16 protein-coding genes and 1 riboswitch are annotated in these 21470 nt (G+C 73.5%); of the genes, 12 read left to right on the top strand and 4 right to left on the bottom strand.

What is annotated here, in order from left to right; all coding sequences use genetic code 11:
* Positions 1 to 359: 359 nt before the first annotated feature.
* Positions 360 to 728: a hypothetical protein gene (locus tag RKE38_RS11835; protein ID WP_316007692.1), complete on the bottom strand. Its 369-nt coding sequence runs from the start codon at positions 726 to 728 to the stop codon at positions 360 to 362.
* Positions 729 to 1220: 492 nt separating this feature from the next.
* Here RKE38_RS11835 and RKE38_RS11830 point away from each other — a divergent pair, with 492 nt between their 5' ends.
* The 3 genes from RKE38_RS11830 (at position 1221) to RKE38_RS11820 (ending at position 3811) form a co-directional block, all read left to right on the top strand.
* Positions 1221 to 2837 (top strand): sigma factor-like helix-turn-helix DNA-binding protein, encoded by a 1617-nt coding sequence (locus RKE38_RS11830; protein ID WP_316007691.1) that lies wholly within the window; start codon positions 1221 to 1223, stop codon positions 2835 to 2837.
* Positions 2838 to 2928: 91 nt separating this feature from the next.
* The gene (locus RKE38_RS11825) at positions 2929 to 3294 is read left to right on the top strand and encodes a hypothetical protein (protein ID WP_316007690.1); all 366 of its coding nucleotides are present in this window, start codon (positions 2929 to 2931) and stop codon (positions 3292 to 3294) included.
* A complete protein-coding gene (locus RKE38_RS11820; RefSeq protein WP_316007689.1) occupies positions 3287 to 3811 on the top strand; it encodes a hypothetical protein in 525 nt (174 codons plus the stop codon). The genes RKE38_RS11825 and RKE38_RS11820 overlap by 8 nt, the downstream gene beginning before the upstream one ends.
* A gap of 33 nt (positions 3812 to 3844) precedes the next feature.
* Here the strand turns inward: RKE38_RS11820 and RKE38_RS11815 are convergent, their stop codons facing one another.
* Entirely contained in the window at positions 3845 to 4291 is a 447-nt protein-coding gene (locus tag RKE38_RS11815) for a nitroreductase family deazaflavin-dependent oxidoreductase (RefSeq protein ID WP_316007688.1), read from the bottom strand.
* A gap of 115 nt (positions 4292 to 4406) precedes the next feature.
* On the opposite strand from RKE38_RS11815, the gene RKE38_RS11810 reads away from it, so the two are divergent.
* The 8 genes from RKE38_RS11810 (at position 4407) to hrpA (ending at position 17902) form a co-directional block, all read left to right on the top strand.
* Entirely contained in the window at positions 4407 to 4715 is a 309-nt protein-coding gene (locus RKE38_RS11810; RefSeq protein ID WP_316007687.1) for a hypothetical protein, read from the top strand.
* On the top strand, positions 4712 to 5977 hold the full coding sequence (locus tag RKE38_RS11805; protein WP_316007686.1) for a hypothetical protein: 1266 nt from the start codon (positions 4712 to 4714) through the stop codon (positions 5975 to 5977). Before RKE38_RS11810 ends, RKE38_RS11805 begins: the two co-directional genes overlap by 4 nt.
* Positions 5978 to 6056: 79 nt before the next feature.
* Positions 6057 to 7514 (top strand): FAD-linked oxidase C-terminal domain-containing protein, encoded by a 1458-nt coding sequence (locus tag RKE38_RS11800; protein WP_316007685.1) that lies wholly within the window; start codon positions 6057 to 6059, stop codon positions 7512 to 7514.
* A gap of 88 nt (positions 7515 to 7602) precedes the next feature.
* Entirely contained in the window at positions 7603 to 8892 is a 1290-nt protein-coding gene (locus RKE38_RS11795) for an FAD-binding oxidoreductase (RefSeq protein ID WP_316007684.1), read from the top strand.
* Positions 8892 to 10331, top strand: a complete 1440-nt coding sequence (locus RKE38_RS11790) for a (Fe-S)-binding protein (RefSeq protein ID WP_316007683.1) — start codon at positions 8892 to 8894, stop codon at positions 10329 to 10331. The genes RKE38_RS11795 and RKE38_RS11790 overlap by 1 nt, the downstream gene beginning before the upstream one ends.
* 79 nt (positions 10332 to 10410) lie before the next feature.
* A complete protein-coding gene (locus RKE38_RS11785; protein ID WP_316007682.1) occupies positions 10411 to 12180 on the top strand; it encodes an L-lactate permease in 1770 nt (589 codons plus the stop codon).
* A gap of 111 nt (positions 12181 to 12291) precedes the next feature.
* Positions 12292 to 12404, top strand: a riboswitch (SAM riboswitch).
* 107 nt (positions 12405 to 12511) lie between these two features.
* Positions 12512 to 13831: a bifunctional o-acetylhomoserine/o-acetylserine sulfhydrylase gene (locus RKE38_RS11780; protein ID WP_316007681.1), complete on the top strand. Its 1320-nt coding sequence runs from the start codon at positions 12512 to 12514 to the stop codon at positions 13829 to 13831.
* 54 nt (positions 13832 to 13885) lie between these two features.
* The gene (gene hrpA / locus RKE38_RS11775; protein WP_410055458.1) at positions 13886 to 17902 is read left to right on the top strand and encodes an ATP-dependent RNA helicase HrpA; all 4017 of its coding nucleotides are present in this window, start codon (positions 13886 to 13888) and stop codon (positions 17900 to 17902) included.
* Between the two features lie 125 nt (positions 17903 to 18027).
* On the opposite strand, the gene RKE38_RS11770 is transcribed toward hrpA, so the two are convergent.
* Positions 18028 to 19581 (bottom strand): MFS transporter, encoded by a 1554-nt coding sequence (locus RKE38_RS11770; RefSeq protein WP_316007679.1) that lies wholly within the window; start codon positions 19579 to 19581, stop codon positions 18028 to 18030.
* A gap of 40 nt (positions 19582 to 19621) precedes the next feature.
* The gene (locus RKE38_RS11765) at positions 19622 to 20248 is read right to left on the bottom strand and encodes a TetR/AcrR family transcriptional regulator (protein WP_316007678.1); all 627 of its coding nucleotides are present in this window, start codon (positions 20246 to 20248) and stop codon (positions 19622 to 19624) included.
* Positions 20249 to 20434: 186 nt separating this feature from the next.
* Between RKE38_RS11765 and RKE38_RS11760 the strand changes: the two genes are divergently transcribed.
* Positions 20435 to 21373, top strand: a complete 939-nt coding sequence (locus tag RKE38_RS11760) for a PAC2 family protein (RefSeq protein WP_316007677.1) — start codon at positions 20435 to 20437, stop codon at positions 21371 to 21373.
* The last annotated feature ends 97 nt before the right edge of the window (positions 21374 to 21470 follow it).

Here is a 21470-nt window from a genome sequence, read left to right as displayed (position 1 = left end):
GAGGGCGGCTCCCGGTGGTGCTGCGCTGGCGGGCAGCTGCGCCGCCAGGACGGTCGTTCCGAGCGCCAGCACGCTGGCGGCTGCGACGAGTGATCGAGACATCGGGCGTCCTCCGACCCAGAAGGGGAGCGACGCCGGGCGGCGTCGCCTGGGTGGTCAGGACAGTGCGCCCGAGGCTGTTTCGGACGACTTTGTCCGGACTGTCGGAACGTACACCCGGCCCCAGACCGGGGCAACGCACGTCACAGTGCACCGAAACGTGGAGAACAGGGCGTATGCCGCGCGCCGCGCCCCGCAGGGCAGCCGGGTGCGTGCGCGGTCGGGAGGCGGTGCCCGGCAGGTCGGGGCCTGGGGGTGCGTCAGCCGGCGTCGGGGGCGTACACGTCGCGCGGTGCCGGCTGGCCCTGGCCCTGCAGGCTGCCCATGGCGCGGATCGCGTCGAGCCGGTGGACGAGGTCGTCCGCCCGCGAGGCCACCACGGAGCGGTGCTCGCCCGCCGTGAGCCGGCGCCGGGCGGCGACCAGGTCGGTGCGGTTGGTGCCGCCGGCCCGCGCCGCCAGATCGAGGCGGCCGGACTGCACGTCGGCCATGCAGCCGAGGCAGAGGATCCCCTCGTCCGAGGACAGGTAGCCGACGCGCTCCCCGCCGGCCACGACCTCACCGCAGCCGCACACGGCGGGCTGGGAGAGACGGACCAGGGTCGGCAGCGTGCGCGGGTGGCTGTCCATGGGTGGCGACGCTAGGCCGGGGTGGGGCCGCGCGGTCACCATCAGGGACCCACCCAACCGTTCGGACGATGCGTTTTCGTGCGGTTGGCTGAGTTCGTGGCACTGGCGCAGGTCGGTGCCGACCCGGTCCCGACAGTCAGGACCAAGGTCCCTGTTGCGTCGTGCTGCGTTGCGGGACAAAGGAAGTGCGCCCCAGGCAACGAGGGCGAACCGGAAGGACAACCGGTCCGTGACCGCAGCGAGAGCCGCGGTGAACGCCTCCGACGAGGGCGGCGGGCCGCTCCACTCCTCCCGGATGCCGAGAGGTCGTCACTCCCGGACGACGAGGCCCCGGGCGGTTTGCGAATCGGCTCGGGGCCTCGCCACGGGCAGGCCGCCCCAACGGCCGGGCATGCCACAGGCTCCGCGGCACCGCGTCCGCCCGGTGGTGGAGCGCGACTCGACCCGAACGGCTGAGGCCGGGGGAGGGGCTGCTGGCCCGATACTGGTCCCGTGCTCGACACCGACTTCAGCCGTGCGGTGCGTGCGGCACAGTCGGGGGACGAGGTCGCGTTCGCACGGTTGTGGCGTGACGCGAACCCGCTGCTCGTGCGCTACCTGCGGGTGGTGGGTTACGACGACCCCTACGACGGCGCCTGCGAGGCGTGGATCACGGTGGTGCGCGGCCTCGCGGACTTCAGCGGTGACGAACGCGACTGGCTCGTGTGGCTGCTCACCTGCGCCCGGGCCCGCGCCCAAGAGGGGTCGCTGCGGCGTGCCTGGGGGTCGGTGAGCGTCGTCCCCGGCACGGGTCTCCCCGTCGGGGGCGCCCTGCCCGACGACGTCGAGGAGGAGCTCACGAGCGCCGCCATCGACGACCCGCGCACCCGCGGCATCGCCGACTCGCTCGCGGCTCTGCGCAGCCTGCCCCTGGGCCAGGGGGAGGTGCTGCTCCTGCGGTACGGGGCCGGCCTGTCGGTGCGTGACACCGCCCGCGTCACCGGCGTCGACGAGGTGTCCGTGGGAAGGCTCGCCCTGCGTGGCCTCGAGCGCCTCGGTGTCGACCCCGACCTGTTGCGGTGGTCGCTCACCGCGCCGCGCTCCGTCGCCGAGCTCGCCGACGAACGCGTGGTGCTGGGCGCCTTCACCGGTGGGTCCCGGGCCGGTCGCCGCGGCGCGGGCCGAGCAGGACGCGCCGGAGGTGGTCGCCCCGAAGGTCCTTCGGGCGCGAGACACCACGGCTCCCGGGTCATCGCCACCGTCGCCGTGCCCAGCGCGGCGGAGAACCACCGCGCCGGCGCAGTCGGCCCGGCGCGCCACGCCCGCGGAGGGTCCGCTCGCTCCCGCGGCGCACGCAACGTCGTGGGTCGCTCTCGCGGCGCGGCTCTCGCCGTCGCCGCCCTCTCGGCATCGGTGATGTCGCTGGGCGGCCTCACCGCCGCGGCATACGTCGGTGCCCTGCCGGCCCCGGTCCAGCAGGCGATGCACGACGCCATCGGGGCCCCGGCGCCGACTGCCGGCCCGTCGGCCGCGCCCGCCCGCGGCGGGTCCTCGACCGGTTCCACCGGCACCGCGCGGACCCCGTCGGCCGGGCCGTCGGCCGCTGCCGTGGCCGGGCTGTGCCGTGCGTGGTCGGCCGACCAGGCGGCGGGCACCCCCCGCGACCGGTCCAGGGCGTTCCGTGACCTCGCCTCCCGGGCCGGCGGCACCGACCGCGTGCAGGGGTACTGCGCCGGCGTCGCGACCCATCCGACGTCGCAGGTCGGGCCCGGCCCGGCCCCGACGGCGCACCCCACGGCCCCGGGCAAGGGGACGACGAGGACTCCGAACCCGCACTCCACCTCGCCGGGCAAGGGCACGACCCGGACGCCCGACCCGCACTCCAGCTCGCCCGGAAACGGCACGAGCAAGACGAAGACGCCGGCACCCCAGTCGACCGCTCCGGGGAAGGGCGCGACGAAGACCTCCGGGCAGGCCTCGACGGCTCCCGCCAAGCCCACCACCCCCACGAAGACGTCCTCCAAACCCGCGGCGGCACCGTCGACGGTCCCCTCGACCGGTCAGGGGAGCGGCGGCTCGGGCGGCGGCTCGGGCGGCGGCTCGGGCGGTGCGCCGGGACGAGCGGGGTAGGACCCGTGGCCGCCGCGACCGCGCTGCACCCGTCCGCGGGGGAGCGGCCCGCCGCACGTCCGAGCAGCACTGCTGCCGTAGGCTTCGCGCCGTGCTGTTCCCGCTGACCGTCGCCGTCTTCGTGGTGGCGCTCGCCCTGCTGGCGCTGTCCGGTTGGTATGCCGCGAGGGGCCGGCTGCTCGACGACCGGCTGCTCCTCGCGGGCGCCGTCCTCGAGGTCGGCCTGGTCGTGCAGCTCGTGGTCGCGCTCGTCCACGTGGGGCAGGTGACCGGCGGGGGAGCCGAGCGCGCCACGTTCGCCGCGTACGCCGTCACGCTGCCGTTCGTCCCGCCGGTGGCACTGTTCACGGCACTCAAGGAGAAGACGCGCTGGGCGATGGTGGTCGTCGCCGTCGGCGCGTTCGGGGTGGCCGTGATGACGGCCCGCCTGCAGCAGATCTGGAGCCTCGGTGGCTGAGTCGACGTCGCAGCAGCAGCCCGGCGCCCCGCGGTCGACCCGCTCGGGCCCCGGCATCATCCTCGTGTCGGTCTACGGCCTGCTGGCGCTCGCCGCGACCGGCCGCTCGGTCCTGCAGATCACCGAGTACTTCTCCCGCGCCCCGCTCGCCTACGTCCTGTCGGCCGTCGCGGCCGTGATCTACATCGTCGCCACCGTCGCCCTCGCGCGCGGCGACCGGACGTCCCGCCGCGTGGCGCTCGCGGCCATCAGTGTCGAGCTGGTCGGCGTGCTCGTCGTCGGGCTCGCGTCGTACCTCGCGCGCAGTGCCTTCCCCGACAAGACGGTGTGGTCGCACTTCGGCTCGGGGTACGGGTTCGTCCCGCTCGTGCTGCCCGTGCTCGGCCTGCTGTGGCTGCGCCGGACGGCTACCGTCCCGGACGCGACGGGCGCCCCAGCACAGGACAGAACGGGACAGGACAGCACGGCACAGGGCAGCCCCGAGGCGGACGGCCCCGGGGCTGCAGCCTCGCGCTAGGTCCTCGCGCTAGGTCCTCGTGTCAGTCCCCGCTCAGGAGGCGTCCTCGTCCGGCTCGAGGACGAACACCGGGATCAGGCGGTCGGTCTTGGTCTGGTACTCGGCGTAGGGCGGGTAGGCCTCGACGCAGCGCTCCCACCACTGCTCGCGCTCCTCGCCCTCGAGCTCGCGCGCCCGGACGGTCCACGTGCGGTCGTCGTCCTGGAGGTCGAGGACCGGGTTCTTGCGGACGTTCGCGTACCACGCGGGGTGCTCGGGGGCGCCGCCCTTGCTGGCCACCGCGGCATACAGGCCCTCGTGCTCGACCCGCATCAGCGGCACCTTGCGCACCTTGCCGGACACCCCGAGCATCGTCAGCATCACGACCGGCCGGTCCATGATGGAGACCGAGCGGGTCGTGCCCGTGCTCTCGATGGTCTCTACCTGCTCGCGGACCCACTTCGTGGGGCTGGGGACGTATTCACCCGTGATCGTCGTCATGTGTCCCACAACACCACGGGCGCCTGATTTGTTGCACCTCGGGCCCGGCGCCGGGTGGGCGGCGGACCTGTGGACAACCGCGGAGCCGGGTCCCGCGCGTCCTAGCCTCGAGGACATGCCCAGGATCTCCGTCACCCCCGAGGCGCTCACCGCGCTGGCCGGCTCGCTGGCGGGCGTCGCCGACGAGCTCGCGTGGTGCGCCCAGCGTGCGGGCACCGACGCCTGGGCCCTCGGGCCCGGGGACAGTGCAGGCGCGCTGGCGGAGGTCCTCGGCGACTTCGAGCACCAGCGCCTGCTGCTCGGGCGGTCGTGCGCCGCGCTCTCGGCTTCGGTGCGCACCGCGGGTTCGGCGTACGCCGAGGTCGAGGCCGGGATCGGCACCGACCTCGGCGCGCACGGCGACGGCTGGGGGAGCGCCTGGTGAGGGCTCCCGCGCCGGTCGACGGCGACCCGGCGACGGTCCGGGCGCTCGCGGGCACGCTCGCCGGGCAGGGCGACTGGCTGGGCTCGCTCGGGGGCAGCCTGCGCGGCCTCGCCGACCCCTCGCTCACGACGTGGGACAGTGCCGCGGGCGTGGCGTTCGGGCGGCGGTGCGCCGGCGTCGCTGGCGTCGTCGACCGCCTCTCGCGTCGGTATGCCGTGGCCGCCAGGGCACTCGTGGCCCTCGCCGAGTCCCTCGCTCGGGCACAGGCGACCGTGGCCGCCGCCCAGAGGGCGCACGAGGAGGCGTGGCCCGAGTTCCTCGCCGCCGGGGACGCCATGGCCCTCGCCGAGTCGAGCGACGACCCGGCCGTCAGGAGCACCGCGCCGAGGCTGCGCGCCCGGATGGCGGAGGCGGGGCAGCGGGTGCAGGCGGCCGAAGGGAGAGCGTCCGCGGCCCGGGAGGAGTTCCGGGCCGCCGACCGGCGGTGCGCGTCGGTGCTGGCGTCCCTGCGGGACGACGGCCTCTCCGACAGCGGGTGGTACGACGCGGTGACGACCACCCGCGACGTCGCGGGGGCCGTGGGGTCGGTCGCCGACACGGTGGCACTGCTCCCGGTGCCGCCGGTCCGGGCGGGAGCCGAGTCCGTCGCCGCCGTCGCGGGCGGGGCCGGGCTGGCCGCGGACGCTGCGCTGCTGATGGTGTGGGGCGACGGCTCCTGGTCCTCGTTGGCGCTGGGGGCAGCCGCCTCCGCCGCCGGCCCTGTCGCGGGCGGCCTCAAGACCGGCGCCAGGGCCACCAATGCCGCCGCGCAGGCCGCGGCCTCGACCCGCGTCGAACGCAGGTCCCTGCGGATCGGTGTCGGCCGGCGCCTGGCGGTCGCCGTCGGGGCGCCGAGCGCACGAGCCTTCGGCAAGGCACCCACGCCGGTGGCCCGCACCGTGCGGTGGACCGCCCCGTCGCGCCACCCCGGGACGTGGCCCCGGTGGGCGGCCGAGCAGGCGGAGCTGCGCACGCGGGCCGCGGTGCAGAACCGGTGGCTCGACGACTGGCGTGCCGTCACGAGCACCTCCGGCACGTCGCCCCGGATGCTCGCGACGGCCTGGGGGGTGGAGGCGGGTGGGGCGGCGCTCGACCAGGTGTCCTCGGCGCGCGACGCCCGGGCGGCAGCGGCCTCCGACCGGGCGGTCGAGGAGGCCGGCAGGCGCCTGACCTTGGGAAATCCACCACACGGCGCCGAGCAGGATGTGGCGCGGCACCGTTGACTGACCGGGATGTCCGGAAATACGCTCCATTCAGCAAAAGCCAACTTCCGCGATGTGGAAAAACAAGGCGGTGCGTTCGATGGACACCGAGGTCCTGGCCGGGCGGCTGCGCGCCCTCGTGGGCGCGGACGCCGTCCTCACCGACCGGCAGGAGCTGCGCACCTACGAGTGCGACGGCCTGGCCCACTACCGGGTGGTGCCCGCCATGGTCGTGCTCGCCGCCAGCACCGCTGACGTCGCGGCCACGGTCACCGAGTGCGCCCGCGCCGGGGTGCCGTTCGTCGCGCGGGGCTCCGGCACGGGCCTGTCCGGTGGGGCGCTGCCGCACGCCGACGGCGTCCTCATCGTCATGAGCCGCATGCGCGACGTGCTCGAGGTCGACCGCGACAACCAGCGGGCCGTGGTGGAGCCCGGGGTCATCAACCTGCAGCTCAGCGACCTGACCCGGCCGGTGGGGTACTACTACGCCCCCGACCCCTCCAGCCAGCAGGTGTGCTCCATCGGGGGCAACGTCGCCGAGAACTCCGGTGGGGCGCACTGCCTCAAGTACGGCTTCACCACCAACCACGTCACCGGGCTCGAGCTCGTCACGGCCGCCGGGGACGTCGTCGAGGTCGGCGGGAAGGCCCCCGACCCCACGGGGTACGACCTGCTCGGAGCCCTCGTCGGCTCCGAGGGCACGCTCGGCATCGCGACGCGGGTGACCGTGCGGCTGACCCGCACCCCGGAGGACGTCTCGACCCTGCTCGCGGCCTTCGCCTCCACCGACGCAGCCGGTGAGGCGGTGTCGGCGATCATCGGCGCGGGGGTCATCCCGGCGGCCATCGAGATGATGGACGCGCTCGCGATCGAGGCGGCCGAGGCCGCGGTCCACTGCGACTACCCGGCAGGGGCCGGGGCGGTGCTCATCGTCGAGATCGACGGCCCTGCCCCCGACGTCCGGCACGTCTTCGCCGAGGTCGAGCGGCACTGCCGCGACGCCGGGGCCTTCGAGATCCGCATCGCCCGCGACGACACCGAGCGCGCGCTGTTCTGGAAGGGCCGCAAGTCGGCCTTCGCCGCAGTGGGCCGGATCAGCCCCGACTACATCGTCCAGGACGGCGTCATCCCGCGGACCTCCCTGCCCGAGGTGCTGCGCGCCATCGCGGAGCTCTCCGAGCGCAGCGGGGTCCGCGTGGCCAACGTCTTCCACGCGGGCGACGGCAACCTGCACCCGCTCGTGCTGTTTGACGACGGGCACGAGGGCGAGGCCGAACGGGCCGAGGAGGTCTCCGGCGCGATCCTCGACCTGTGCATCGAGCACGGCGGCTCGATCACGGGTGAGCACGGGGTCGGTGCCGACAAGGCCAAGTTCATGCCGCGGATGTTCACCGACGACGACCTCGACACCATGCAGCTCGTCCGCTGCGCGTTCGACCCGGACTCGATCTCCAACCCCGGCAAGGTGTTCCCGACCCCGCGCCTGTGCGGCGAGCGGCCGGGGCGGCACCAGGGCGCGCACCCGTTGGCCGAGGCCGGCGTGGCGGAGGTCTTCTGATGGTGCCGGTGATGGCGATGGCGATGGCGCCAGCGATGGCGATGGCAAGGGGAATGGCCATGGCCATGGCGGGGCGCGGGGGCGACTCGTGACGACCCAGGTGTCCGACGACCTGCTCCGCGCCTGCGACGGACGGGTGGAGCCCGCGGGCGACGGCGACGCCGTGCTCGGCACACGCCCTCGCTGGGTCGCGTCCCCGGGGAGCACGGAGCAAGCGGCGGCGCTGGTGCAGATCGCGGCTCGGGACGGGCTCGCGGTCACGGCCCGCGGCTCGCGCACCAAGCTGCGGTGGGGAGGCCGGCCCGAACGCCTCGACCTCGTGGTCGACACCAGCCGCCTCGACGCGCTGGTCGAGCACGCCGCCGGCGACCTCGTCTACATCGCCGGTGCCGGCCGGTCGCTGGCGCAGGTGCAGGAGGACGTCGGTGGAGCCGGCCAGCGGCTCGGGATCGACCCGCCGACCGGTGGCTCGCTCGGCGGAGCCGTCGCCACCGCCGCGAGCGGGCCGCTGCGCCTGCACCACGGCGCGGTCCGCGACCTGGTGATCGGCATGACCCTGGTCCGCGCCGACGGGGTCGTGGCTCACAGCGGCGGCAAGGTGGTCAAGAACGTCGCCGGCTACGACCTCGCCAAGCTGCTCACCGGGTCCTTCGGCACCCTCGGGCTGGTCACGCAGGTGGCCGTGCGGCTGCACCCGGTGCCGCAGGGGCGCCGCTGGGTGACGGCCTCGGTGGCCGACGAGGCAGCCGCCGGCACCGCCGCGCTCGCGGTGGCGCACAGCCAGCTCGTCCCGTCGGCCGTCGAGCTCGAGGTCCCCGGCTCGCGCCGCGGCGCCGGCGGCGGCGACCCCACTGGTGCCCTCGGCGCCCTGTCGGTCCTCGTCGAGGGCCATCCCGACGGCGCCGCCGAGTCGGCCCGGCGGGTCGCCGACCTGCTGGCCGCGTCCGGTGGCGAGGACGTGCAGGTGGGGGAGGAGCCGCCCTCGTGGTGGGGTGGTGACGTCGCCGCCGACCACGACGGGTGCACGCTCCTGCGGGTCACCCACGTGCTCACCGGGGTGACACCGCTGCTGCGCGCCCTGTCCGAGGCCACCTCGGGGGCCGGCGTGCGGGCGCACCTGCGCGGCTCGCCCGCGGTCGGCGTGGAGCACGTGGCCCTCGAGGGCGACACCGACGCGGTGGCCGCGCTCGTCCAGCGACTCCGGGTCGCCTCGGGCGGCTTCGACGGCCAGGTCGTCGTGCTCGACGGCCCGGACGACGTCCGGGACCGGGTGGACCTGTGGGGACCCGTCCAGGCGCTCGGGCTGATGCGCGCCGTCAAGGACCGCTTCGACCCCGGCCGGCTGCTGTCGCCCGGGCGCTTCGTGGGAGGCATCTGATGACCAGCACCGACCCGACCACCGGGCACGGCCCCGCCGGGGCGGCAGGACCGGCCGACGGTGTCGTCGACCGGACCGCGGAGCACGGCCAGGGGAGTCGGCGAGCGGCCGCCCTGGACGGGCCCCACTTCGACGACCACCGGCCCCCGTCGCAGGAGCTGCTCTCCGACTGCGTGCACTGCGGCTTCTGCCTGCCGACGTGCCCCACGTACGTGCTGTGGGGGGAGGAGATGGACTCGCCCCGCGGCCGGATCCACCTCATGCAGCAGGTGGTGGGCGGCGAGCCGCTGACGCCCGAGGTCGTCGGCCACTTCGACGCCTGCCTCGGCTGCATGTCCTGCGTCACCGCCTGCCCCTCCGGCGTGCAGTACGACAAGCTCATCACCGACACCCGCGCCCAGGTCGAGCGCAACACCACCCGCTCGCCCTCCGACCGCGCGCTCCGTGAGGCGGTCTTCGCGCTCTTCCCCTACCCGCGCAGGCTGCGCGCCCTGCGCGGGCCGCTGCGGCTGCACCAGCGGTCGGGTCTGTCCCGACTTCTCCGCAGGTCCGGTGTGCTGCAACGGATCTCGCCCCAGCTCGCCGCGATGGAGTCGCTGCCCCCGCCCCTCGGCCGACGCGAGGACGTGCCGCCCCTGACGCCGGCGCGCGGCACGAAGCGGGGGACCGTCGGGATGCTGCTCGGCTGCGTGCAGCGCGAGTTCTTCCCGGGGGTCAATGCCGCCACCGCGCGAGTGCTGGCCGCCGAGGGGTTCGACGTCGTCGCGCCGCCCGGGCAGGGGTGCTGCGGTGCACTCTCCGCCCACAACGGCCGCGAGGAGGAGGCCGCAGGCTTCGCCCGCAGCCTCGTCGAGGAGTTCGAGCGGGCCGGCGTCGAGCACGTGGTCGTGAACTCCGCGGGCTGCGGCTCGGCGATGAAGGAGTATGCCGACCTGCTCGCCGACGACCCCGCCTGGGCGAACCGTGCGCGGGCCTTCGCCGACCGCGTCCGCGACGTCAGCGAGATCCTCGCGGAAGCCGGACCCGTGGCCCCGCGGCACCCGCTGGAGGTGTCGGTGGCGTACCACGACGCCTGCCACCTCGGCCACGCCCAGGGCATCCGCGCCCAGCCGCGGGAGCTGCTGCGCGGCATACCCGGCCTCGAGCTGCGGGAGATCAACGAGGCGTCGCTGTGCTGCGGCAGCGCGGGCATCTACAACCTCCTCAAGCCCGAGGCCGCCCGTGAGCTGGGCGACCGCAAGGCGACCAACGTCGTCGCCACCGGCGCCGAGCTGCTCGTCACCGCCAACCCGGGCTGCCTGATGCAGGTCCGGACGTCGCTGGAGCGGGCCGGGGCCGCGATGGCGATGGCTCACACCATCGAGGTGCTCGATGCCTCGATCCGAGGACTGTCACCCGAGGACCTCGGCGTGACACGAGGGAGGTCGCCGCAGGCCTGACCCGAGGGCTTCCTTCCCCGCAACACCGCCGGAAACGACGACCCCCCACACATCCCCCCTCACACCCCGAGGTGAACGCATGTTCCGTCCGGTACTCGACGCCGTAGGTGGTTCCCTGTTCCTCACGGCCCTCGTGGCCATGCTCCCCCTGCTCACCATCTTCATCCTGCTCGGCGGCCTGCGGCTCGCCGCGTGGAAGGCCGGCATCGCGGCCCTGCTCGTCTCCATCGTGATCGCCATCTGGGCCTACTCGATGCCCGTCGGCATGGCCGTGTCCAGCGGCATCGAGGGCGCGGCCTTCGGCTTCTTCCCGATCATGTGGATCGTCATCAACGCGATCTGGGTCTACAACATGACGGTCTCGACGGGGCACTTCGACGTGCTCCGCCGTTCGTTCGCGAGCATCAGCGACGACCAGCGGATCCAGGCCGTCATCATCGCCTTCTCGTTCGGCGCCCTGCTCGAGGCGCTGGCCGGCTTCGGCACACCCGTCGCCATCACGAGCGTGATGCTCATCGCCCTGGGCTTCCGACCGCTCAAGGCAGCGGTCGTGGCCCTGGTCGCGAACACCGCGCCGGTCGCGTTCGGCGCGCTGGCCGTGCCGATCACCACCCTGGCGACCGTCAGCCAGCAGCCCGAGCACACGCTGTCGCAGATCGTCGGGCGGCAGACCCCGCTGCTCGGCGTCTTCGTGCCGATGGCGCTGGTCTTCATCATCGACCGGGGCCGCGGGGTCCGGGCGACCCTGCCCGCGACGCTCACCTGCGGGATCACCTTCGCCGTGGCCCAGTTCGTCACCTCGAACTACATCTCCACCCCGCTGACGGACATCGTCGCCTCGCTGGCGAGCGCGCTCGCCGTCGTCCTGCTGCTGCGCGTCTGGCAGCCGAAGGAGCACTACGTGGAGTCGGCTGTCGAGGAGGAGGAGGTCGTGGCGGCCGGTTCGCGCAGCTCCCGGGGCTCGGCCACCGTTGCCATGGCGGCCGAGGGCGACGACCAGCACGGCGACCGGCACCACGGGCGTCGACGCCCGGTGCACACCGAGAGCGACGCGGGCGCCGAGGACCTCACCACCATGAGGGCCCGCGACGAGGCCGCGCACGACCGCGGCTCCGACGTGTTCAAGGCCTACGCGCCGTACCTCATCATCATCATCGTCTTCGTGGTGGCGCAGCTGCCCGGCATCAAGGACGCCCTCGACGCACCGACCAAGGTGTTCAACTGGCCGGGTCTCGACGGGCTGCAGAGCGCGTCGGGCAAGGCCTCGAAGATCCCGCAGTTCAAGCTGAACTGGCTCGCCGCAGCGGGCACGCTGATGCTGATCTCCGGGATCGTCTCCATCCCCGTGCTGGGGATCTCCCCGGCGAGGGCGCTGCGGGCCTACGGCACGACGCTCAAGCAGCTCGCTGCCGCGATCGTCACGGTCATGGCCGTGCTGGGTCTGGCCTACGTCATGAACGCCTCGGGACAGACCTCCAGCCTCGGCACGTGGATGGCGGGTGCGGGCGGCGCGTTCGCCCTGCTGTCGCCGATCCTCGGCTGGCTCGGTGTCGCGGTCACCGGGTCGGACACCTCGTCGAACTCGCTGTTCGGCGCCCTGCAGGTGACCGCCGCCAAGGACGCCGGGCTGCACCCGGCCCTGATGGCCGCCGCGAACTCCTCCGGCGGCGTCCTAGGCAAGATGATCTCCCCGCAGAACCTGGCGATCGCCGCTGCGGCCGTGGGCATGTCGGGTCGCGAGGGCGACATCTTCCGCAGGGTCATCGGGTGGAGCGTCGCCTTCGTGGCGTTCATGTGCGTCCTGGTCTTCCTGCAGTCGACCGCGGTGCTCAGCTGGATGATCCCCTAGCGCGGTCTGCCTGCCCGACCGACGGCCCCGACCACCACCGCGTGGTCGGGGCCGTCCGCGATGAGAGACGGGTGTCCCGGCCCGTGGCGGGCTCGGCGTAGCCTTCGGACAGGTCATGAGTGCCAGCGCCAAGCCCCGGCTCGCTGGCCGGCAACCCTCCTCCGCGGTGGGGTGCCCCGGGTGAGGACCAGGCGCACGGCTCCCGCCGTGCGCAAGCGCGGGAGACCCACCACGTGTCCCGCACCGCCTCCGGCGGTGGCGACCAGCACTCCACCGTCGGCGACGGACCCGCCGAGGCCGCGTCCCGCGGCACACGAGAGTGAAGGTTCCCATGAGCAGCACCAACTGGTCGTTCGAGACCCGCCAGATCCACGTCGGCCAGGAGCCGGACTCCGCCACCGGGGCCCGCGCCCTGCCGATCTACCAGACGACGTCGTACGTCTTCAAGGACGCCGAGCACGCGGCAAACCTGTTCGCGCTCAAGGAGTTCGGCAACATCTACACCCGCATCATGAACCCCACGCAGGACGCCGTGGAGCAGCGGATCGCCTCCCTCGAGGGCGGCGTCGGGGCCCTGCTCGTGGCGTCGGGCCAGGCGGCCGAGACCCTGGCGATCCTCAACATCGCCGAGGCCGGCGACCACGTCGTGGCCAGCCCGTCGCTCTACGGCGGCACGTACAACCTGCTCAAGCACACGCTGCCGAAGTTCGGCCTCGAGGTGACCTTCGTCGAGGACCCCAACGACCTCGAGTCGTGGCGCCGGGCCGTGCGGCCCAACACCAAGCTCTTCTTCGGCGAGACCATCTCCAACCCCAAGTCCGAGGTGCTCGACATCGAGGGCGTGGCGGCGGTCGCCCACGAGGCGGGCGTGCCGCTGGTCGTCGACAACACGATCGCGACGCCGTACCTCATCCGCCCGCTGGAGTGGGGCGCCGACATCGTGGTGCACTCGGCGACGAAGTACCTCGGCGGCCACGGCACCACCATCGCCGGGGTCATCGTCGACGGCGGGTCGTTCGACTTCGCCAAGGACCCTGAGCGCTTCCCCGGCTACAACACCCCCGACGAGAGCTACCACGGGCTCGTCTTCGCCCGGGACCTCGGCGTCGGCAGCCCGCTCGGTGCCAACCTCGCCTACATCCTCAAGGCCCGGGTCCAGCTGCTGCGCGACCTCGGCGCAGCGGTCTCGCCGTTCAACGCCTTCCTCATCGCCCAGGGCATCGAGACCCTCAGCCTGCGGATCGAGCGCCACCTGCAGAACGCCCACGAGGTGGCGAAGTACCTGGGCGGCCACGAGCAGGTCGAGCGGGTCGTCTGGGCCTCGCTGCCCGACCACGAGTCGTACGAGAAGGCGAAGAAGTACACGCCGCGCGGTGCCGGTGCGGTGCTCGCGTTCGAGATCAGGGGCGGGGTCGAGGCGGGCAAGCGGTTCGTCGAGGCCCTCCAGCTGCACAGCCACGTGGCCAACCTCGGCGACGTCCGCTCGCTGGCGATCCACCCGGCGTCGACGACGCACTCCCAGGGCCCGGACGAGGACCGCCTCGCGGCCGGGGTGACGCCCGGGCTCGTGCGGCTCGCAGTCGGCATCGAGCACGTCGACGACATCATCGCCGACCTCGACCAGGGCTTCATCGCCGCCAAGGGCGCCTGAGCGGTCGGGTATTCGGGTGCGGGTGGAGGAGGGGCCGCCCGTATCGTAGGGCCCATGTCCTCCGCCGGTTCCGAGCAGCCTCGCGCTGCCCGGAACCGGCGCAGGCGTCCCCGGCGCGGGCCGTCGGAGGGCGCCGCCGGCCAGGGCCAGCAGCTGCGGCAACCGCGGCAGCCCCGGCAACCGCGGCACCCACGCCCCCGCCGGGCGATCCCCGTGCCGGAGCTGCGCTACCCCGAGCAGCTCCCGGTCGTCGCGCGCAAGGACGACATCGCCGCGGCCATCCGCGACCACCAGGTCGTCGTCATCGCGGGCGAGACCGGGTCGGGCAAGACCACCCAGCTGCCCAAGATCTGCCTCGAAGTCGGTCGCGGCCAGCAGGGCATCGTCGGGCACACCCAGCCCCGCCGCATCGCCGCCCGCTCGGTCGCCGAGCGCATCGCCGAGGAGCTCGAGGTCGAGCTCGGTGGCGCGATCGGCTACCAGGTGAGGTTCACCGACACGAGCAGCGACGACACGCTCGTCAAGGTGATGACCGACGGCATCTTGCTCAACGAGATGCAGCGCGACCGGATGCTGCGCAAGTACGACACGATCATCATCGACGAGGCGCACGAGCGGTCGCTCAACATCGACTTCATCCTCGGCTACCTCAAGCAGCTGCTGCCGCGCCGCCCCGACCTCAAGGTCGTCATCACCTCGGCGACCATCGACCCCGAGCGGTTCGCCCAGCACTTCGCCGACCCGCGCACGGGCGAGCCGGCGCCGATCATCGAGGTCTCCGGCCGCACGTACCCCGTCGAGGTCCGCTACCGCCCGCTCGTCGACCCCGACCGCGACGACGCCGAGGAGCGCGACCAGGTCACCGGTGTCGTCGAGGCGGTCGAGGAGCTGTGGACCGAGGCCCGTGGCGGCGACGGCGGCGGCCAGGACATCCTCGTCTTCCTCTCGGGTGAGCGGGAGATCCGCGACACCGCGTCGGCCCTCGAGGGCCTGGGGCTGCCGCAGACCGAGGTGCTCCCGCTCTACGCGCGGCTGTCCGCCGCCGAGCAGCACCGGGTCTTCTCCGGCCACTCCGGACGCCGGATCGTGTTGGCCACCAACGTCGCCGAGACGTCGCTGACGGTACCGGGCATCCGGTACGTCGTCGACGCCGGCACCGCGCGCATCTCGCGCTACAGCCAGCGCACCAAGGTGCAGCGGCTGCCGATCGAGCCGGTGTCGCAGGCGAGCGCCAACCAGCGTGCCGGCCGCTGCGGCCGCGTGGCCGACGGCATCTGCATCCGGCTGTACTCCGAGGCCGACTACGAGTCCCGGCCGGAGTTCACCGAGCCCGAGGTCCAGCGCACCAGCCTCGCGTCGGTCATCCTGCAGATGACGGCGCTCGGGCTCGGCGACGTCGCGCGGTTCCCCTTCGTCGACGCCCCCGACCCGCGCCAGGTGGCCGACGGCGTGCGGCTCCTCGAGGAGCTCCAGGCCTTCGACGCGGGCGACGGTGTGGGCAGCACCGAGGGCGCCGGCGAGGAGTATGCCGGGGAGCCGGGGGAGCGGGGAACCGCACCGAGGCGCCGTGGGCGGGAGCGGCGGCTCACGGCATACGGAAGGTCGCTGGCCCGGCTGCCCGTGGACCCACGGCTGGGGCGCATGCTCATCGAGGCCGGGAAGCTGGGGTGCACGCGCGAGGCGCTGGTCATCGTGGCCGCGCTCTCCATGCAGGACCCGCGTGAGCGGCCGGCCGACAAGCAGACCCAGGCCGACCAGGCGCACGCCCGGTTCCGCGACGAGCACTCGGACTTCATGTCGTTGCTCAACCTCTGGAACTACCTCAAGGAGCAGCAGAAGGCGTTGTCGCACAGCGCGTTCCGGCGCATGTGCCGCACCGAGTTCCTGCACTACCTGCGGGTGCGCGAGTGGCAGGACCTGCACTCCCAGCTGCGCCGCGCCTGCCAGGACGTCGGCATCGACCCCAAGCAGGCGACCTCGGCGCCGGGGGAGCCGCCCAACGCCGACCTCGTTCACCAGGCGCTGCTCGCCGGGCTGCTGTCGCACATCGGCGTGCGCGACGAGGCGAAGCGGGACTACCTCGGTGCCCGGGGAGCGCGGTTCGGGATCTCGCCGGGGTCGACCCTGTTCCGCCGCCAGCCGGCGTTCGTGATGGCCGCCGAGCTCGTCGAGACGACCCGCCTGTGGGCCCGCACCAACGCCCGGATCGACCCGCTGTGGGCCGAGCGCGCGGCGCCGCACCTGGTGAAGCGGACCTACTCCGAGCCGCGCTGGTCGCGCAAGCAGGGGGCCGCCCTGGCCACCGAACGGGTCACCCTCTACGGCGTGCCGCTGGTCGCCGCTCGGACGGTCAACTACGCCAGGATCCAGCCCGAGGAGTCGCGCGACCTCTTCATCCGGCACGCGCTGGTCGAGGGGGACTGGGACACCCACCACGAGTTCCACCGGGCGAACACCGCTCTGCTGCAACGGCTCTCCGAGCTCGAGGAGCGCGCGCGCCGACGCGACATCGTGGTCGACGACGAGGACCTCGTCGCGTTCTTCGACGAGCGCGTGCCCGCCGAGGTCGTCTCGCAACGCCACTTCGACCGATGGTGGAAGCACGCGCGGCGGGAGACGCCGGACCTGCTGACGTTCACCGAGGACCTGCTCACCCGCGACAGCGCGGAGGAGGTGTCGGCGCGCGACTACCCGCGCACGTGGCGCCAGGGTGGGCTCGAGCTGCCCGTCACCTACCAGTTCGAGCCGGGGGCGGCAGCCGACGGGGTCACCGTGCACATTCCGGTGCAGGTGCTCAACCGCGTGTCACCCGAGGGGTTCGACTGGCAGGTGCCGGGCCTGCGCGGCGACCTCGCGACGGCCCTCGTCCGTGCCCTGCCGAAGGGCGTCCGGCGCAACTTCGTCCCCGCACCCGACCACGCAGCCGCCGCGCTGGCGGACGTCCAGCCCGGCGACGGACGCACGCTGGCCGAGGAGCTCGGCCGGGTGCTGCACGCCAGGACCGGCGTGCGCGTCGACCCCGCGGACTGGCACCCCGAGGCCGTCCCCGACCACCTGCGGGTCACCTTCAGCGTCGAGGACGGCGGCGGACGCGTGCTGGGCGCCGGCAAGGACCTCGAGGAGCTGCAGGCCCGGCTCGCCGGCCAGGTGCAGCGACGCATGTCCCGAGCCGGTGCCCGCGTCGAACGAAAAGGCCTGCGGCAGTGGGACTTCGGCACCCTGCCGGAGACCTTCGACACGAGGTCCGGCGGCCAGGTGGTGCAGGGTTTCCCGGCCCTGGTCGACCGCGGCGACTGCGTCGACCTCGTCGTCCTGCCCGGCCGTCGCGCCGCCGACGCGGCGACCGCCCTGGGGGTGCGCCGGCTTCTGCTGCTCAACACCGCGCCGCCGTGGAAGCGCGTGCTCGCCCGCCTCGGCAACGCCCAGAAGCTCAGCCTGGCGGACAACCCGCACGGCTCCGTGCCCGCGCTGCTCGAGGACTGCCTGGCGTGCGCCGTGGACGCGATCACGGCCCAGCGCGGATCAGCGGGCGCCCATGGCGTGCGCGACGAGGCGGCCTTCGAGGAGGTGCTCGCCGCCGTGCGCACCCACGTCGCCACCCGGGTCCTGCAGGTGGTCGACGAGGTCGAGCCGGTGCTGGCCACCGCCCGGGAGGTCCGGCGCCTGCTCGACGCGCTGCGGGCCCCGGCCGCCGCTGCCCTCGTCGCCGACGTCCGGGCGCAGCTCGACAGCCTCGTCTACGCCGGCTTCGTCGCGGACACCGGGATCGCGCACCTGCCGCACCTGCGCCGGTACCTGCGGGGGATGGTGCAGCGGCTCGAGAAGGCGCCCTCGTCGCCGTCCGCCCTGGCCCGCGACGCCGCGAACCAGGAGGTCGTCGACCGGGTCGAGGTCGCGTATGCCGACCTGCTCGACTCCCTGTCGCCCGAGGACCGCCGCTCGGCCGCCGTCCGCGACGTCGGGTGGATGGTGGAGGACCTGCGCGTCAGCCTCTTCGCGAACTCCCTCGGGACGCCGCGGCCGGTGTCGGAGAAGCGCATCCGCAACGCCATCGCAGCCCTCCAGGCCTGAGGTCACGGGCCCCTCACACGGGGCCCGCTGCCCCCTGACACGGGTTTGGGTGCCCAGGAGTGCGGGATTCCGCACCTCTGGGCACCCAAACAGGGGTCGACCGGAGTCGCTGGGGTGGCTGCGCGTCAGGCCAGATGGACGTTCTCGTGGCCCTCGGACGACAGGGCCTCGTGCCTGACGTTGAGGAACAGGAACGTCACCAGCGCACCGACGAGGATCATCCCGGCGCCCACGAGGTAGGCGTGGCCGGATCCGTAGGTCTGCGCCTGCAGCGCGACCTGGTGCTGCGCCGCCTGGAGCTGCTCGGGGCTCAGCGCCCCGGACTGCGCCTTGGCCTGCAGCGCGGCGCCCAGCTCGGCACCGCGGTCCTTGGCGGCGTTCGCGAAGACCGTGCTGAGGGTCGCCAGGCCGAGCGAGCCGCCGACCTGCTGCATCGTGTTCAGCACCGCCGACGCCACACCGGAGTCCTCCTTGGCCACGCCCGCGGTCGCCGTGAGCGTCATGGGCACGAAGGTCAGGCCCATGCCCACCGACAGGGTGACGATCCACGGCAGGAGGCCGCCGGCATACGAGCTGTCGACGTCGAGCCGCGAGAACCCGAACATGCCCACCGACGCCAGCAGCGCGCCGAAGCCGGAAATCCAGCGCGGGTCGACGCGGGTCATGAGGGTGGAGGCGACCTGCGCCGCGACGACGATGCCGGCCGAGAAGGGCAGGAACGCGAAGCCGGACTTCAGCGGCGAGTAGCCCAGCACCTGCTGGATGTAGAGGCCGAGGAAGTAGAACATCGCGAACATCGCCGCGCCGACGACGAGCATCACGACGAAGGACGTGCCGCGCATGCGGTCGGCGAGGATGCGGATCGGCATGAGGGCGTGGCTCGAGCGGGCCTCGACGGCGACGAACGCGACGAGCAGGACGACGCCGAGCGCGAGGGTGGTGATGGTCGTCGCGGACGACCAGGAGTCGGATGCCGCGTGGGTGAGGCCGTAGACGAGCGAGACGAGGCCGCCGGTGCCGAGGATGGCGCCGGGGACGTCCACGCGGCCCTCGGCCCGGACCGACTCGGGCAGGAAGCGGGGCGCCAGCAGGGCTACGGCGAGGCCGATCGGGACGTTGATGAACATCGTCCAGCGCCAGTCGATCTCGGTCAGGGCGCCGCCGAGGATGAGGCCGACCGCGGCGCCCGCTCCGGACATCGCGGCGTACACGCCCATGGCGCGGTTGCGCGCGGGGCCGGCCGGGAACGTCGTGGTGATGAGCGCCAGGGCGGTGGGGGAGGCCAGTGCGGCGCCGACACCCTGCAGGGCACGGGCCCCGAGCAGCATGCCCTCGGTCTGCGCGAGCCCGCCGAGCAGCGAGGCGCCGGCGAAGAGCAGCACGCCGGTCATGAAGACGGTGCGGCGGCCGAACAGGTCACCGAGGCGCCCGCCGAGGAGCAGCAAACCGCCGAAGGCGAGGGTGTATGCCGTGACGACCCACGACAGGTTGTCCTGGGTGAACCCCAGGTCGGTCATGATGTGCGGCATCGCGATGTTCACGATGGTGCCGTCGAGCACCACCATGAGCTGGGCGGCGCTGATGACGGTGAGGGCGATGCCGAGGTGGCGGGTGCGGCCACCCTCGGCCTCCCCGGGTCCGGAGGCCGAGACGGGCTCGACGACAGCAGGAGATGACATGGGTTGTCCTTGGTGTGCGGTGGAGCGGTGGATGGAGGAGTCAGCTGCGCGGCAACGTCGCTGCGCAGGCGGGGAGGACGACGCTGTCCACCAGGAACGTGAGGCGCTCGCGGCTCGGGTGGGAGCCGGTCAGCATCGCCTCGTGGATGCTGATGGCGGGCAGCAGGCGGGCGAGGAGGTCGAGGTCGGCGTCCGGCCCCACCTCGCCGCGCTGCTGCGCCGCCTCGAAGATGCGGCGGGCGCCGGCCAGCTTGGGCCCGAGGAGCCGGGTGAGGACGGCGTCGGCCAGCTCGGGGTCGCGGTGCATGGCCGTGACCAGCTGGCTGAACACCTGGATCGGGCGGTCCTCGCCGAGGCCGCCCTTGGCGCACGCCTGGGCGACGAGGTCCCCCCGGAGCGAACCGGTGTCGGGGAAGCGGTCCGCCTCGACCCCCATCATGAGCTGCAGGGCGTCGACGACGAGGTCGACCTTGCCCGGCCACCGGCGGTAGAGCGTGGCCTTGGAGGCCTTGGCCGCCGCCGCGACGAGGTCGAAGCTGAACCGGTCGTAGCCGTGCTCGACCAGGGTCTCGAGCGCCGCCTCGAGGATCTCGCGCTCGCGGTCGCCCTCGACGCGGGGTCGCGGCCGCGACTCCTCGGCGGTGGCAGTGCTGCGGGCGGGGGTCATCGTGGGGTCCTCGGGGTCGGGGTCGGGGTGGAGCGAGTGGATGGAACGAAACTGTTTTGTTTCATCTGAACGGTAGATCGCGCCGATCCATTCCCGCAACCCGAATCCTTCTTTGCCCGGAATCCCTCGCCGGTGTGCGGCGTTGGCACTGTCGAACGACCACAGACCTCACCGTTGGAGATCGCCGTGCAGAACCCGTCCGAGCTCTACCACTTCGAGACCGACACCGACCCGCAGGACCTGCGGGCCTCCGTCCTGGTGCTCGCGCTCGGCGGCTTCATGGACGCCGGCCACACGCAGAAGCTGCTCACCGAGCACCTGCTGGCGACCGGCGAGTCGACCGTGGTGGCGTCCTTCGACGCCGACCAGCTGCTCGACTACCGCAGCCGCCGGCCCACCATGGTCTTCGACACCAACCGCTGGGTCAGCTACGAGGACCCCTGCCTGGCCCTGCACCGGCTCACCGACCGCGACGGCACGCCGTACCTGCTGCTGACCGGCCCGGAGCCGGACTTCCAGTGGGAGCGCATGGCCGAGGCGATCCGCCAGCTCGTCGTGGCGCTCGGCGTCGACCTCGTGGTGACCGCGCACGGCATCCCGATGGCCGTGCCGCACACCCGGCCCATCGGCATGACGTCACACGCCACCGACCCGCGGCTGATCCCGTTGCAGGAGAACCCCTTCGGCCGGGTGCAGGTGCCCGGGAGCCTGGCCTCGCTCGTCGAGCTGAGGCTGGGGGAGTCGGGCCACGACGCGATCGGCTTCGCCGTGCACGTACCGCACTACCTGGCCCAGGCCGAGTTCGCGGACGGCGCCGTGACCGCCCTCAACGCGATCCTCGCCGCCACCGGCCTCAACCTGCCCATCGACGACCTGGTCGCGCAGGCGGGCCTCAACCGTGCCGAGATCGCCCGTGAGGTCGAGGGGTCGGAGGAGGTGGCCCAGGTCATCGCGGCCCTCGAGCGGCAGTACGACACGTTCCTCGAGGGGCGCCAGAAGCCGAGCCTCCTGGCCACCGACGTGAGCGACCTGCCCTCGGCGGACGAGATCGGCGCCGAGTTCGAGCAGTTCCTGCGCCAGATCGACGACCCGGGCACCGACGAGTCCGGCGGCTCCCGAGCCTGACCGAGGCACCAGGGCCCGCCCCGGGCACGACACGCGACGAGGCCCCCGGCACGATGCCGGGGGCCTCGTCGCGTGGTGGTGTCGGGCACCCCGTCGG

Origin of the sequence: Phycicoccus sp. M110.8 (assembly GCF_032464895.1) — a bacterium.
GTDB lineage: Bacteria > Actinomycetota > Actinomycetes > Actinomycetales > Dermatophilaceae > Pedococcus.
This window is presented reverse-complemented; position numbering and strand designations above follow the sequence as displayed.

Coding starts and splice junctions, on each gene's coding strand:
- RKE38_RS11815 (WP_316007688.1), bottom strand. CDS start 4,291: ATGACGACGATCACGGGTGAATACGTCCCCAGCCCCACGAAGTGGGTC.
- hrpA (WP_410055458.1), top strand. CDS start 13,886: ATGTCCTCCGCCGGTTCCGAGCAGCCTCGCGCTGCCCGGAACCGGCGC.
- RKE38_RS11800 (WP_316007685.1), top strand. CDS start 6,057: ATGGACACCGAGGTCCTGGCCGGGCGGCTGCGCGCCCTCGTGGGCGCG.
- RKE38_RS11765 (WP_316007678.1), bottom strand. CDS start 20,248: ATGACCCCCGCCCGCAGCACTGCCACCGCCGAGGAGTCGCGGCCGCGA.
- RKE38_RS11780 (WP_316007681.1), top strand. CDS start 12,512: ATGAGCAGCACCAACTGGTCGTTCGAGACCCGCCAGATCCACGTCGGC.
- RKE38_RS11785 (WP_316007682.1), top strand. CDS start 10,411: ATGTTCCGTCCGGTACTCGACGCCGTAGGTGGTTCCCTGTTCCTCACG.
- RKE38_RS11835 (WP_316007692.1), bottom strand. CDS start 728: ATGGACAGCCACCCGCGCACGCTGCCGACCCTGGTCCGTCTCTCCCAG.
- RKE38_RS11810 (WP_316007687.1), top strand. CDS start 4,407: ATGCCCAGGATCTCCGTCACCCCCGAGGCGCTCACCGCGCTGGCCGGC.
- RKE38_RS11770 (WP_316007679.1), bottom strand. CDS start 19,581: ATGTCATCTCCTGCTGTCGTCGAGCCCGTCTCGGCCTCCGGACCCGGG.
- RKE38_RS11790 (WP_316007683.1), top strand. CDS start 8,892: ATGACCAGCACCGACCCGACCACCGGGCACGGCCCCGCCGGGGCGGCA.